The 12,432-nt window shown below is 63.9% G+C and carries 12 protein-coding genes; 4 read left to right on the top strand and 8 right to left on the bottom strand.

From position 1 onward, the window contains the following. Nucleotides 1–174 precede the first annotated feature (174 nt). Nucleotides 175–369, top strand: a complete 195-nt coding sequence (locus JHW44_RS02110; RefSeq protein ID WP_089343781.1) for a DUF1127 domain-containing protein — start codon at nt 175–177, stop codon at nt 367–369. 107 nt (nt 370–476) lie between these two features. On the opposite strand, the gene JHW44_RS02115 is transcribed toward JHW44_RS02110, so the two are convergent. Both JHW44_RS02115 and msrA read right to left on the bottom strand, forming a co-directional pair. After that, nucleotides 477–1,349 (bottom strand): 50S ribosomal protein L11 methyltransferase, encoded by an 873-nt coding sequence (locus tag JHW44_RS02115; RefSeq protein ID WP_089343780.1) that lies wholly within the window; start codon nt 1,347–1,349, stop codon nt 477–479. Then, on the bottom strand, nt 1,346–1,948 hold the full coding sequence (msrA, locus tag JHW44_RS02120; protein ID WP_419182506.1) for a peptide-methionine (S)-S-oxide reductase MsrA: 603 nt from the start codon (nt 1,946–1,948) through the stop codon (nt 1,346–1,348). The genes JHW44_RS02115 and msrA overlap by 4 nt, the downstream gene beginning before the upstream one ends. 99 nt (nt 1,949–2,047) lie before the next feature. Between msrA and JHW44_RS02125 the strand changes: the two genes are divergently transcribed. Further along, nucleotides 2,048–3,139 (top strand): YeeE/YedE family protein, encoded by a 1,092-nt coding sequence (locus tag JHW44_RS02125; RefSeq protein WP_089343778.1) that lies wholly within the window; start codon nt 2,048–2,050, stop codon nt 3,137–3,139. On the opposite strand, the gene JHW44_RS02130 is transcribed toward JHW44_RS02125, so the two are convergent. The 3 genes from JHW44_RS02130 to fsa are packed head-to-tail and all read right to left on the bottom strand — an operon-like array spanning nt 3,136 to nt 5,438. Next, complete coding sequence (locus JHW44_RS02130; RefSeq protein WP_089343777.1) at nt 3,136–4,071, bottom strand: tyrosine recombinase XerC; 936 nt, start codon at nt 4,069–4,071, stop codon at nt 3,136–3,138. The two genes, JHW44_RS02125 and JHW44_RS02130, sit on opposite strands and share 4 nt — an antisense overlap. Further along, nucleotides 4,068–4,751 carry a DUF484 family protein gene (locus tag JHW44_RS02135; RefSeq protein WP_089343776.1) on the bottom strand — a complete coding sequence of 228 codons (684 nt, stop codon included), beginning with the start codon at nt 4,749–4,751 and terminating at the stop codon, nt 4,068–4,070. Before JHW44_RS02135 ends, JHW44_RS02130 begins: the two co-directional genes overlap by 4 nt. A gap of 33 nt (nt 4,752–4,784) precedes the next feature. Next, nucleotides 4,785–5,438 carry a fructose-6-phosphate aldolase gene (fsa, locus tag JHW44_RS02140; protein WP_089343775.1) on the bottom strand — a complete coding sequence of 218 codons (654 nt, stop codon included), beginning with the start codon at nt 5,436–5,438 and terminating at the stop codon, nt 4,785–4,787. Nucleotides 5,439–5,557: 119 nt separating this feature from the next. Between fsa and JHW44_RS02145 the strand changes: the two genes are divergently transcribed. Continuing rightward, entirely contained in the window at nt 5,558–7,762 is a 2,205-nt protein-coding gene (locus tag JHW44_RS02145) for a primosomal protein N' (protein WP_089343939.1), read from the top strand. On the opposite strand, the gene JHW44_RS02150 is transcribed toward JHW44_RS02145, so the two are convergent. The 3 genes from JHW44_RS02150 to JHW44_RS02160 form a co-directional block, all read right to left on the bottom strand. Beyond that, complete coding sequence (locus JHW44_RS02150) at nt 7,759–8,682, bottom strand: lytic transglycosylase domain-containing protein (protein ID WP_245846966.1); 924 nt, start codon at nt 8,680–8,682, stop codon at nt 7,759–7,761. The two genes, JHW44_RS02145 and JHW44_RS02150, sit on opposite strands and share 4 nt — an antisense overlap. Nucleotides 8,683–8,740: 58 nt before the next feature. After that, complete coding sequence (locus JHW44_RS02155) at nt 8,741–9,463, bottom strand: hypothetical protein (protein ID WP_089343773.1); 723 nt, start codon at nt 9,461–9,463, stop codon at nt 8,741–8,743. A gap of 142 nt (nt 9,464–9,605) precedes the next feature. Further along, nucleotides 9,606–10,421, bottom strand: coding sequence for a L,D-transpeptidase (locus tag JHW44_RS02160; RefSeq protein WP_089343772.1), 816 nt, complete (start codon nt 10,419–10,421; stop codon nt 9,606–9,608). A 373-nt stretch (nt 10,422–10,794) separates the two neighbouring features. On the opposite strand from JHW44_RS02160, the gene JHW44_RS02165 reads away from it, so the two are divergent. Beyond that, nucleotides 10,795–12,429, top strand: coding sequence for an MFS transporter (locus JHW44_RS02165; protein WP_089343771.1), 1,635 nt, complete (start codon nt 10,795–10,797; stop codon nt 12,427–12,429). Nucleotides 12,430–12,432 lie beyond the last annotated feature (3 nt).

The raw sequence follows: 12,432 nt of genomic DNA on the forward strand, positions 1-12,432 counted from the left end.
AAAGTGAGGGTTGGGCTCGCTGCGTCGCAGCAACGGGCGCGAATCGTGTCTGTGCTGCGCAAAATGCATATCAGGATTGCCGATTCCGCCTCTACAATTCTGCAGTTGCACAATCTATTTGCTTCTTATCCGAAACACGCCCGACAATCGGGCATTATGAGAATAGGTGATAAGATGTCCGCCATTGAGATGAACCGCAACGTGGCAGTTGGTGGTTTTGGTAACGCGGTCGCACGCTTTTTCTCGATGATCGCGACGTGGAATGATGCCCGCGTCACCCGCCGCGAGCTGAATCGCCTGACCGATCGCGAACTGGACGATATCGGTCTGACCCGCGGCGATATCGAGCGGATTGCGCGCGCCCACTAAGGCCGCAAGATCAAGACGAACGAACCCCCATTGCGGTCGCAGCGGGGGTTTTTTCGTGTCTGGATGTCCTGACTGGCCGGTGCCGGTTTTTCCGCCAGCTCTTTCGGTCAGGAATTGCGGGTCATGGTCAGGGTCGTCCATTCGCCCAGGTCGTCACGACGATCCAGGGTGAAACCGACGGCCTGATAGGCTTCGACCACCTCTTGCGCCTGGGTGGTCAGGATGCCCGAAAGCACGATCTTCCCGTTCGGTGCAACATGGCGCGCCATATCCGCTGACAGATCGATCAGCGGCTGCTTGAGAATATTGGCCAGAACCAGATCGAAAGGCGCGGCATTGTCCAGCGTCGGATGATCGAATCCGGCAGCCTCGATGCAGATCACGCGCCCATCCAGCCCGTTCGCGATCACGTTCGCCTCGGCGGTATCAACGGCAACTTCGTCGATATCGCTGGCCAGAACGGTGACGGGCCAGATGCGCGCCGCGCCCATCGCCAGAACCGCCGTGCCGCAGCCGATATCGGCGATGCGATGCGGCTGGAAGCCGTCATTGGCAAGGCGGTCGATGGCCTCCAGACAGCCCTTGGTCGTGCCGTGATGGCCGGTGCCAAAGGCCATGGCGGCCTCGATGCACAGGGCTTCGGCCCCCTCGGGGATGCTGTCGGTGTCATGGCTGCCGTGAACAAAGAACCGCCCGGCGGCGACTGGCGTCAACTCGCGCCTGACATGGGCGACCCAATCCACCTCGGGCAGTTCCGAGACGGCAAAAGGCTCGGCCCCAAAGGCCGCCGCCAGCAGCGACAGGGCGACGTCATCGGGCTTTTCCGTGAAATAGGCACCGACTTCCCAGCGCCCGGAACCGTCCTCGATCTCGAAGACACCGGTGCCCACAGGCTCGGGGGTCAGGTCTTCGCAGGCCTCGGACAGGCTTTCGGCGGCGTCGCGCCCGGCGACATGGGTCAGGGCAGAGAATGTTGTCATAGGTTTTGATCCGCGTTGGGCATGGATGCCTCTACCCCCGTGCCCTTCAGCCCGCAATATCCGTCCGGGTTCTTTTCCAGATACTGCTGATGCGATTCGGGGCCGGGCCAGAAGGGGGATTCGTCGATGATCTGGGTGGTGATCTTGCCCAGGCCTTCCACGGCGAGGCGGTTTCCGTAGTCGATCCGCGAGGCCTCGGCCGCGGCACGCTGGCTGGCATTGAAGACCATGATCAGGCTGCGATATTGGCTGCCACGATCATTGCCCTGCCTGTCACCCTGGGTGGGGTCGTGGTTTTCCCAGAACAGCCGCAGCAGATGTTCATAGCTGATCAACGAACTGTCAAAGATGACCCGCACCACCTCGGCATGGCCGGTCTGGCCGGTGCAGACATCCTCATAGGTCGGGCTCGTCGTGTTGCCGCCGGCAAATCCGACCTCGGTCAGCCAGACGCCTCTTTGCGTCCAGAACAACCGTTCGACACCCCAATAGCATCCCATGCCGAAGACGGCCTGGTCAAAGCCATGTGGCGCCTGAACACCAAGGGGACGATTGAAAATCGCATGTGTTGTCATCGTTTCATCCTTCCGGTTCATCATCGCGAACGCATGAGTGGGCGCAAGGGTTCGCTTGCGGTCGGTGTGACAAGAGGTCATGTTCTGCCGGCCCTGCAATCAAGACCACCCCGGAGCTACGACATGGATCTGCTGACCCCCATGACCGAAATATCGGAGCGCTTTGGCGATCTGACAACCGCCTTGCTGGTCGGCGGGGTGACAGGCGCCATCTTCGGCTTTGCTGCGCAAAGATCGGCCTTCTGCCTGCGCTCGGCTGCTGTCGAGCTGTCACGCGGTCGCCTCGGGCCGCGGCTGGCGATCTGGCTGCTGGCGGTGGCTGCGGCGATTCTTTCGGCGCAGGCGGCGCGGCTGACCGGGCTGTTCGATGCCGATACCGCGCAGTTGATGAATTTCGCGGGCAGTTGGTCGGGCGCGGTTCTGGGCGGGCTTGTCTTTGGCGTCGGCATGGTGCTGGCGCGGGGCTGTTCGGGACGGCTGCTGGTTCTGGCGGGGACGGGCAACCTGCGCTGCCTGCTGGCAGGCCTGGTGCTGGCCCTGACGGCGCAATTCACGATTGGCGGTTTCCTGGCACCCGTCAGACGATGGGTCAACGGGCTGTCGATGACGCCGGGCGGGCGCAATGTCGAGCTGCTTGGCTCCGTCGGCGCAGGGCCCTGGCTGGGGCTGGCGATCGGGGCGGTGCTGATGGTCGCGGCATTGCTGCTGGTGCAACGCGCGCAGGCGGGCTGGGGAAAATCGCTGTTCGCTCTGCTGGCCGGGTTGGCGATCAGCCTCGGCTGGGTGTTGACCTATACGCAATCGCTGGTTTCATTCGAACCTCTGGGTGTCGTGTCGGCCACTTTTGCCGCGCCATCGGCAAATATCATGCTGTCACTGATGACCGGCAGCTTTGCGCTCAGCTTCAGCCTGGGGCTGATTCCCGGTGTCTTTGCCGGTTCTTTCCTGGGCGGCCTGGTCGGGCGGGAACTGCGCCTGGAGGGATATCACAGCGTGCCGCAGATGCTTCGTTCACTGATTGGCGGGGCGCTGATGGGCTTTGGCGGGGTGCTGGCCGGGGGCTGTGCCATCGGGGCGGGCGTGACCGGCGTGTCGATCTTTGTCGGGCCGCTGTGTCTGGCCACGGTCTTCTTCTTTCTGGGGGCATGGATCGCCGATCGGTTGGTGGATCGCGCTGCCGCATCCGCCCATGCCCCGGTTCAGGTTCAGCACTAGCTGCGCGGATGGGCCGCGCGATAGACGGACATGAGTTGCGCGTCATCGACGCCGGTATAGACCTGCGTGGTCGACAGGCTGGCATGACCCAGCAATTCCTGGATCGTGCGCAGATCGCCCCCGGCGGCCAGAAGATGGGTCGCAAATGAATGGCGCAGCGCATGTGGCGTTGCCGTCGGCGGCAGCCCCAGCGCCGCACGGGCCTTGCGCAAGGCCGCCGAGATCAGCCCGCTGTCCAGCCGGCCACCCCTGACGCCACGAAACAGGGCCTCATCTGCAACAAGGGGCCAGGGGCACAGTTGCAGATATTGCGCCACCGCATCGCGCGCCACCGGCAGCACCGGCACCTGGCGCTGCCGCCCGCCCTTTCCCGTGATGGTCAGCGCCTCGCGAAAGGGCCAGTCACTGCCATTCAGTTTGAGGGCTTCGGAGATTCGCAATCCGCACCCCCAAAGCAGGGTCATCACGGCCACGTCCCGGGCTGAAACCCATGGCGTGTCATGTCCGGTGGATACGATATCCAGCGCGCCCCTTGCCTGTTCGGGGGTCAGCGGGCGCGGCAGTGATCTGGCGTATTTGGGGCTGCGCGCGGACAGGGCGGCGGAAAGATCAAATCCTTCGCGGTCCGAGATCCAGCGCAGAAAGCTGCGGATCGCGGATTGCCGGCGTGCCAGAGAGCGGGCGCCAAAGCCGCGCGCGCGTTCCGATGCGGCAAAGGCACGCATCTCTGATTGCGTCAGGCTGGCCAGCGATTTCGGCGTTGCGGCCTCGCCCAGATAGCCGCCCAGAAAGGACAGGAACGCCAGCAAGTCGCCGCGATATGCCGTGATCGTATGGTCTGAACGGTCGCGGGTTGCCGCCTCGGTCTCCAGCCAGCGGGCAAGCGCATCCGACATGGCCGGAGAGAGTGCCAGCGGACCGGACTCTGTCATGTCGTCAGCCGCCCCAGCAGGACCAGCCGGAAGACCTGCGCAAAGAACCGCAGCAGATCGGTGCCATGGGTCGGCTGAAAGCGCTGCGCATCGGCGCTGCCCAGCAGCAGCATGGCCCGGGGACGTGTCGCCCCCAGATTCAACGGCAGCAGGGCCTCGGAGGCGACGGTGCGCCCGTGAATTGGCCGGGTGACCGGCGGGGCGGGGCGCAGGATGATGTCATCGCCGCGCGGGGCGCGCCGTCCGGCCTCGATGATGCGGGCAATGGACCCCTCGGGCACGGTCACCACGTCTTCGGGAAGATCGGCCAGCAACGGGTCGGATTCGATGATCAGCCTCAGCGTTTCAATGCGCAACTGCGGGGCGATCTCGGCCTGAAGGCTGTCGACGAATTCGCCCAGATCGGAGGTCTCCAGCAGGCCGATCACCGCGCGGTGGATGATCGCCATGCCGGACTGGTTGTCATAGGCCGCGGCAATGACGTTCTCATGTTGCGCTTCCAGCCGTTCCAGCCGGCTTTCCAGCGCTTCCATCGCGCGGCCGCGAATGTCGATGACATTGTCGCCCAGCTCTGCTTCGCGCGCCGCGACCAATGCACGCATCACGTCGCGATCTGCAAGAAGGGCAGCGGGATCGGCCAGCAACCTGTCACGTGTTTCCTGATCCAGTCCTACTGCCATTCCCGCCTCTTTTCATCGCTGCCGTGCAGCTGTTCAGCCGATCTTCTGACCGGTCTTTGCCCAATCGGCATTGAACTGTGCCAGACCCTTGTCGGTCAAGACATGGTTGGCCATGGACTTGATGACGGCGGGCGGCGCGGTGATGACATCGGTGCCGATCTTGCCGGCTTCGACGATGTGATTCACCGAGCGGATCGAGGCTGCAAGGATCTGCGTTTCATAGCCATAGTTGTCATAGATTTCACGGATGTCCGCGATCAGATCCATGCCGTCCAGATGGATGTCGTCCAGGCGACCGATGAAGGGGCTGATGAAGGTCGCGCCGGCCTTGGCGGCCAGGATTGCCTGCGCGGCCGAGAAGCACAGCGTCACATTGACCATATGGCCCTCATCCGAGAGCACGCGGCAGGCTTTCAGGCCGTCCCAGGTCAACGGCACCTTGATGGTGATATTGTCGGCGATCTTGGCCAGGGTCTTGCCTTCGCGGATCATGTCATCGGCCTTTTCGGCGACGACTTCGGCCGATACGGGACCATCGACCATTTCGCAGATTTCGCGCGTGACTTCGGTGATGTCGCGGCCTGCTTTCAGGATCAGCGAGGGGTTGGTGGTGACGCCATCCACCATGCCCAGATCGTTCAGTTCCTTGATGGCGGCAACATCGGCGGTATCGACGAAGAATTTCATGGCCCGGCTCCTCTTTGCGGTTCGTTTCGGGTCATACTCCACATGGGCGCGCACGGAAAGAGGCGCAACCCTTTTGCACGGGCTTGCAACCCGAGGCCGCTCGCGGCTTTATCGCCGGGATGAATGACAAGCAGCCCGCCTATTTCCCCCATCGCGCCCGGATCGCCGTTCTGACCTGCGAGCCGGTCGGCGTGCTGGACTATCTGGCCCCCGAGGGCGGTGTGCGGCAAGGGCAGCTGGTTCTGGTGCCTCTGGGGCCACGCCGCGTTCTGGGAATGGTCTGGGGTGAGGGAACCGGCGATTTCGATCTGGCCAAGCTGCGCACCGTGGCACGGGTTCTGGATGCCCAGCCCTTTTCCCCTGAATTTCGCGATTTCCTGACCCGCGCTGCCGACTATACGCTGACGCCGCCGCCGCTGATGCTGCGCATGGCCACCCGCGCGCCGGATCTGGCCCAGCCGCCGGCCGCGCGTCGGGTCATCGTGCCGGGCAATCAGGAGCCGCAGCGCCTGACCGAGGCCCGCAAGCGTGTTCTGGATGTCATTGCCGAACATGGCGGGGCCAGTTTCGCGCCGTCGGAACTGGCGCAGCTTGCCGGGGTCGGGACATCCGTGGTCAAGGGGCTGGTGACGCAGGGTGCCCTGGCCGAAATTGAAGCACCGCGCGATCTGCCCTATCCGCGTCTCGATCCGACGCTGCCCGGCAAACCTTTGTCCACCGATCAGCAGGTGGCGGCGGATGCGCTGCGCGGCGCGATTGCCAGGGGCACCTATGGCACCACCTTGCTGCGCGGCGTGACCGGCTCGGGCAAGACCGAGGTCTATCTGGAGGCTGTGGCGGAATGTCTGGCGCAGGGGCGGCAGGCGCTGGTCCTGTTGCCGGAAATCGCCCTGTCGGCGGAATTCCTGGACCGGGTCGAGGCGCGTTTCGGGGCGCGTGCGGGCGAATGGCACAGCGGTATCACGCGCGGTGAGCGCCGTCGCCTGTGGCATATGGCCGGGCGCGGCGAGGTCGGTCTGGTCGTCGGTGCGCGCTCGGCCCTCTTCCTGCCGTTTCGCGATCTGGGGCTGATCGTCGTCGATGAAGAACATGACAGCAGCTACAAGCAGGAAGACGTGGTTTTCTACAGCGCCCGCGACATGGCGGTGCTGCGGGCCTCGATCGCCGGGGCGCATGTGGTTCTGGCCTCCGCAACGCCCAGTCTGGAAAGCTGGGTCAACGCGGCCAACGGGAAATATGCGCGGCTGGACCTGAAATCGCGTTTTGGCGAGGCGGAACTGCCCGAGATGGCGGCAATCGACCTGCGCTCGGAAGAGATGCCCTCGGGGCGCTGGATTTCTCCGTCATTGGCCTCTGCTGTCGAGGCGCGTCTGGCGCGGGGCGAACAGGCGTTGTTGTTCCTGAACCGTCGTGGCTTTGCGCCCGTCACCGTCTGTCGCGCCTGCGGAGAGCAGATTGCCTGCCATCAATGCGATGCGCGCATGGTCGAACATCGCTTTCAGAACCGGCTGGTTTGCCATCAATGCGGAGAGTCCCGCCCGATCCCGACCGTATGCCCGTCATGCAAGGTCGAGGGCAAGCTTGCCCCCGTGGGGCCGGGGGTCGAACGTATCGCCGATGAGGTCGCGACGCGTTTCCCTGACGCCAAGGCCACGGTCCTGTCCTCGGATCTGTTCCATTCGGCTCGTGCGCTGAAGGAAACCATTGCCGAGATCTCGGAAGGCGACACCGATATCATCATCGGCACGCAGATCGTCGCCAAGGGACATAACTTTTCCCGGCTGACGCTGGTCGGTGTCATCGACGCCGATCTGGGCCTGCAGGGCGCCGACATGCGCGCGGCAGAGCGCAGTTTCCAGCTGATGCGACAGGTGGCCGGTCGCGCCGGGCGGCAATCGGGCAAGGCGCCGGGGATGGCACTGCTTCAGACGCATCAACCCGATCATCCCGTGATTCGTGCGATTCTGTCAGGGCAGGATGAGGCCTTCTGGGATGCCGAGGCCGAGGCGCGACGGGCGGCAGGGATGCCGCCCTTCGGGCGATTGGCGGGGATCATTCTGTCCCACCCCGATCTGGAGGTGGTCGCGCAGTTCGCGCGTTTGCTGGCCTCGAATGCCAGGCCGCTGCTGGATGTCGGAGCCCAGCTTTGGGGGCCTGCCCCTGCGCCCATCGCGCGTGTCCGGGGGCGTCACAGGATGCGGATGCTGATCCATGCGCCCCGTCAGGCTCCTGTCCAATCGGCCATAGCGGACTGGCTGGCACCGCATCGTCCGCCTGCCAATCTGCGCCTGTCGGTGGATATCGACCCGCAGAGCTTTCTCTAGTTCTTCAGCACGATGCAGCGTCCGCCCAGCCGTTTCAGCTTGAGACAAAAGGAATTGGCCGCAGATTTGCTGTCATAGCCGATCTGCGCGGTATAGACCGCGCGCGGCAGGCCGCTCAGCTTCTTGCGGACATATCCGACTCGTTTGCCCCCCAGAATCGGGCGCAGGGTGCGGTTCAGCCGTGCGACCTGCTTTGCCGCACCCGAGCGTTCGGGATGGCTGGCCACGATCACCCCCCAGGGATAGACACGGGGCTGCGTGGTAAATTCGCGCAGATTGCGATTGCCGGCCAGCTTGACGCAGGCAGGGCGGAATTCGGTCTCGCCATTCAACTCCAGGTGCAGTTCCTCACGGGCTGGCGGATTGTCGCGCCAGCGCCAGGCATTGTGGCCGGTAATCGATTCCACGTAGTCCAGCGTTTCATAAGGCAGGGTCGACTGCCTGGCGATAAAGCGCGCGGCGCGGGCCTCGCCGCCGTTATAGGCTATGGCAGCCAGTCCGATATTGCCGAAAGTATCCGCGAGGTAGCGCAGGTACCAGGCCGCGGTGGAGATCGCCAGGGCCGGGTTGAATGGATCATGCAGATCATAGAGATCGGCCGTGCCCGGCATGAATTGGGCAATGCCCTGCGCACCGGCGGGGCTGATCGCGCCGGGTTCGAACCGGCTTTCCTTCCACAGCAGGCGGGCAAGAAAGTTCGGATCAAGCCCGCGTTCGGCGGCATTGCGTTCGATCAGCTTGCAGATATCCTCGACATAATGCGTCAGGCGAACGCAGTCACGCCCGTCATCGGTGCAGCGCAGCTTGTCGCTTTGCCTGGCGGGCGCGCGGCCGGCGATGGCATCCACGGCCGGGTGCGCCATGGCAGAATGAGAGGCCAGCCCAAGCGTCAGAAGAATTGTTGCAAGAAAGCGTCGCACCGGATGTCCTTTCGGATCCAAAACTGTCGCGGCGGTCATCGAGATCAGTCCGCCGGGTTTACTTCTTGGATTTCGATTTCCTTTTCGAGGCCGCGCGGGCGATCTGGGCCATGGCCTTCTCGACCTCTTTCGTGGCCTTGCGGGCGGCCTTGCGTGCTGCCTTCGCAGCCTTTTCGTCCATTTTCCTGACCGCCTTGCGCGCCTGTTTTTCGGCCTTTTTCAGCGCCTTTTCCATCTTCTTCGTGGCCTTGGCATCTTTTGGTGCCGGCCTGACGGATTTCGGCGCGGTCTTCTGCACGGCCTTGGGCGCGGGTTCGGTGACGACATGGGTGAGGGCCGGTTTTGCCGGCGCGGGCTCAGCCTTGGGCGTCTTGGTCGTCGCGGGTTTCGGCGCGCGGCGCTGGCTGGTGCGCAGATCTGCCTTGCGGGTCTTGGATGTCTTCTTGCGCCCCGCCGGAACGCGGCGTGTCCCGGTTGCGCCGCTGCGTGCTGCCTTGATGGTCGCGGGCGTCTTGACCGGGTTCGGGGGCGTCGCGGCAAGGCCGCGCTTGCGCCGTTCGCCTCTGGCGCGGTGCAGGGCATTTTTCAGCAGCCCCGCCGCCGACAGCCCGTCGGTTTCTGTTTCGGTCGAGGCAGTGGCCAGCGCCGCCTCGAGATCGGAAATCAGGCGCAGCAAGGCGGTATCATCCAGCTTGGTGATGGCGGGCCAGCGGCTGCCGGAGGCCAGATCGTATTCGCGCGGTCCCAGCAGGTCCCGTTCACGTCGCACATAGTTCGGCATGTTCTTTCTCTTTCCGGTGTTCCGCAGCCGTTCGGGGGCCAGAGTGCGAAAGATTGCAGCGATTTGCAATTGGAAAGCCCCCGGTGTCTGCACCGGGGGCCATGATCCTGATCTGTCACCCCAAGACCGGAGGACAAGCGTATCAGCGGGCCGGAACCGCGCTTTCCACGGGTGAGGTCGCGGCAACGACCGCCGAGCTTCCCGCGGGCGCGGCTGCGGTGGCTGCAGCCATCTCACTGGCCGGGATGACATAGCCTTCCGGCGTTTCGACCATCTCGCCTTCGAGCTGGATGCTTTCGGCCTGCGAGCGGACCTTGACGCGGTTGCCAAGTTCGGTTTCGTCAAACAGGTCGATGATGTCCTGGTTGAACAGGCGGATGCAGCCGGCCGAGGTCGCCTTTCCGATCGAAGAGGGATCCATCGTGCCGTGAATCCGATAGTAGGTGTCGCGACCATTGCGGTACAGATAGAGCGCACGCGATCCCAAGGGGTTGTCCAACCCGCCCGGCAGGCCGCCCGCGAATTGTGCATAAAGCTCGGGTTCAGAGCGGATCATGTTCTGCGTCGGGGTCCAGCTGGGCCATTTCTTCTTGACCGAAATGACGCCATTGCCGTTGAAGCCCTTGCCGGCGCGTCCCACCGCGATGCCAAAGCGCATGGCCTCGCCGTTTTCCAGCACGTCATACAACACCCGCGCATAGGGATCGACGACGATCGTGCCGGGCGCTTCCGGCCCGTTATAGGCCACGCGCTGACGGCGGTTGCGTTCGGTCAGATAGGCGGCGCGCACCTCGGGAATTGTCACGGGCTCTCCATCGGGTCCAATATCGATCCGGGCCTTGTAGATTGCCGGGACGGCGTCGGCGCTGTCCACGTTCGCCGTGGGGGTGCCTTGTGTCGTCGGGGCGCAGGCAGCAAGCCCAAGGGCCAGCGCTGCGTAAAGGGGAGCGAGGCGCATCGTGTCTATTCCTTTTTGACATACGGACACACCGGCAGAAGCACATCCGTGGCAACAATCACTGTTCAAATAGCATACATGCATGCGGAATCGCGCATGATTCGAGCAGTTTCCCTTGAGCCTGCTCTCGCGGATGCGGTCAACCCCGCGGGCGGAAACGGTCCTTGTTTGGCGCGATTCTGTGGCCCGAGAACCCCAGTTTTCACGTGAAAGTAATCAATGCAGCTGCGCATTTCACAACATTGCATGGCCGGTTGGGGTTGCAGCCCGGGTGATGCCTTTCAGGCCGTCCCTGTCCTGCAGGGGCAAGCGATTGCCCATCCCGACGGGGCATTCTACTGTGGCCCGACATAGCGCGGGCGACGATGACACGATGACCAGCCAGACCTCCAGTTCAGCATTTTCGCCGTTCCGTCACCGGGATTTCCGGGTGTTGTGGAGCGTGACCCTGGTCTCGAATTTCGGCGGGCTTGTCCAGGCGGTCGGCGCGGCATGGATGATGACCCAGCTGACCGACAGCGCGACGCTCATCGCGCTGGTACAGGCTTCGAACACATTGCCGATCATGCTGCTGGCCATCATGTCCGGCGCGCTGGCCGATATCTTTGATCGCAAGACCTTGCTGCTGGCGGCGCAGTTGATCATGGCGGTGACATCGGCCTGCCTGGCCGTGGTGGCCTGGCAGGGCTGGCTGACGCCATGGACGCTGTTGATCTTCACCTTTCTGATCGGTTCGGGGCAGGCACTCTATAATCCACCGTGGCAGGCCAGCATGGGTGACCTGGTGCCGCGCTCGGATCTGCCTGCGGCGGTGACGCTGAATTCGGTGGGATTCAACCTGATGCGCAGCATCGGCCCTGCGGCGGGCGGACTGATCGTGGCCGCTTTCGGCGCTGCGGCAGCCTTTACCGTCAATGCTGTCAGCTATGTGCCGCTGCTGGGGGCGTTGCTGCGCTGGAAACCCGATATTGCCCCGCGCAACGCCCCGCCAGAGGCATTCCTGCCGGCGATGGCCGCCGGGCTGCGATATGTGGCCCTGTCGCCCAACCTGATGCGGGTGATCCTGCGCGCGGCGCTGTTCGGCTTTGCGGCGGTGGCGGCGCTGGCGCTGTTGCCGCTGGTGGCGAAAAGCCATCCCGAGGGCGGGTCGATGCTGTTCGGGATGATGCTGGGCTGCTTTGGTCTGGGCGCGATCATGGGGGCGGTGCTGAACCCGCGTGTGCGGGCGCGCTACAACAATGAGATCATCGTGCGCATCGCCTTTGCAGGCTTTGCCGGAGCGCTGATCACCCTGGGGCAGACCGATCTGGTCTGGCTGCAAGGGCTGGCCCTGCTGCCCGCCGGGGCGTCATGGGTGATGGCATTGTCGCTGTTCAATGTGACGGTGCAGCTTTCGACGCCGCGCTGGGTCGTGGCGCGGGCGCTGGCAATGTATCAGACCGCCACATTCGGCGGCATGGCGGCAGGTTCATGGATCTGGGGCAGTGTCGCCGGGGCACATGGTCTGCCCATGGCACTGACGCTGGCGGGGCTGGTGCTGGGCTTCGGTGCGCTGATCGGGCTGTGGCTGCGCGCACCGGAATTCGGCGCGTTGGACCTGGACCCGGTGAACCGTTTTCGCGAGCCGGCTCTGCAACTGGACCTGCGTGGACGATCAGGTCCGATCATGATCATGGTCGATTACAGGATTGCGCAGAAGGACGTTGCCGAGTTCCTGCGGCTGATGAAGCTGCGGCGCAATATCCGCCGCCGCGACGGGGCGCGCAACTGGGCGCTGCTGCGTGATCTGGAACACCCTGAAATCTGGTCGGAAAGCTATCATATCGCGACCTGGGACGAATATGTCCGTCACAATATGCGCCGCACGAAATCGGATGCCGAGGTGACCATCGCGCTGCGCGAACTGCATAGCGGCGACGCGGATCCGGTCGTGCATCGGATGATCGAACGCCACAGCATCACCCCCAGTGATGACGTGCCGCTGATCGGCAAGATCGAGGTTCCCTAGACG

The sequence above is a fragment of the Paracoccus seriniphilus genome, from assembly GCF_028553745.1.
Lineage (GTDB): Bacteria > Pseudomonadota > Alphaproteobacteria > Rhodobacterales > Rhodobacteraceae > Paracoccus > Paracoccus seriniphilus.

What these genes read in the sequence shown, in the direction of transcription:
- JHW44_RS02135 (WP_089343776.1), bottom strand. Translation starts at nt 4,751, where the DNA reads ATGGCAGTAGGACTGGATCAGGAAACACGTGACAGGTTGCTGGCCGAT.
- JHW44_RS02155 (WP_089343773.1), bottom strand. Translation starts at nt 9,463, where the DNA reads ATGCCGAACTATGTGCGACGTGAACGGGACCTGCTGGGACCGCGCGAA.
- JHW44_RS02130 (WP_089343777.1), bottom strand. Translation starts at nt 4,071, where the DNA reads ATGACAGAGTCCGGTCCGCTGGCACTCTCTCCGGCCATGTCGGATGCG.
- JHW44_RS02110 (WP_089343781.1), top strand. Translation starts at nt 175, where the DNA reads ATGTCCGCCATTGAGATGAACCGCAACGTGGCAGTTGGTGGTTTTGGT.
- JHW44_RS02160 (WP_089343772.1), bottom strand. Translation starts at nt 10,421, where the DNA reads ATGCGCCTCGCTCCCCTTTACGCAGCGCTGGCCCTTGGGCTTGCTGCC.
- JHW44_RS02165 (WP_089343771.1), top strand. Translation starts at nt 10,795, where the DNA reads ATGACCAGCCAGACCTCCAGTTCAGCATTTTCGCCGTTCCGTCACCGG.
- msrA (WP_419182506.1), bottom strand. Translation starts at nt 1,948, where the DNA reads ATGATGAACCGGAAGGATGAAACGATGACAACACATGCGATTTTCAAT.
- JHW44_RS02125 (WP_089343778.1), top strand. Translation starts at nt 2,048, where the DNA reads ATGGATCTGCTGACCCCCATGACCGAAATATCGGAGCGCTTTGGCGAT.
- JHW44_RS02145 (WP_089343939.1), top strand. Translation starts at nt 5,558, where the DNA reads ATGAATGACAAGCAGCCCGCCTATTTCCCCCATCGCGCCCGGATCGCC.
- JHW44_RS02115 (WP_089343780.1), bottom strand. Translation starts at nt 1,349, where the DNA reads ATGACAACATTCTCTGCCCTGACCCATGTCGCCGGGCGCGACGCCGCC.
- fsa (WP_089343775.1), bottom strand. Translation starts at nt 5,438, where the DNA reads ATGAAATTCTTCGTCGATACCGCCGATGTTGCCGCCATCAAGGAACTG.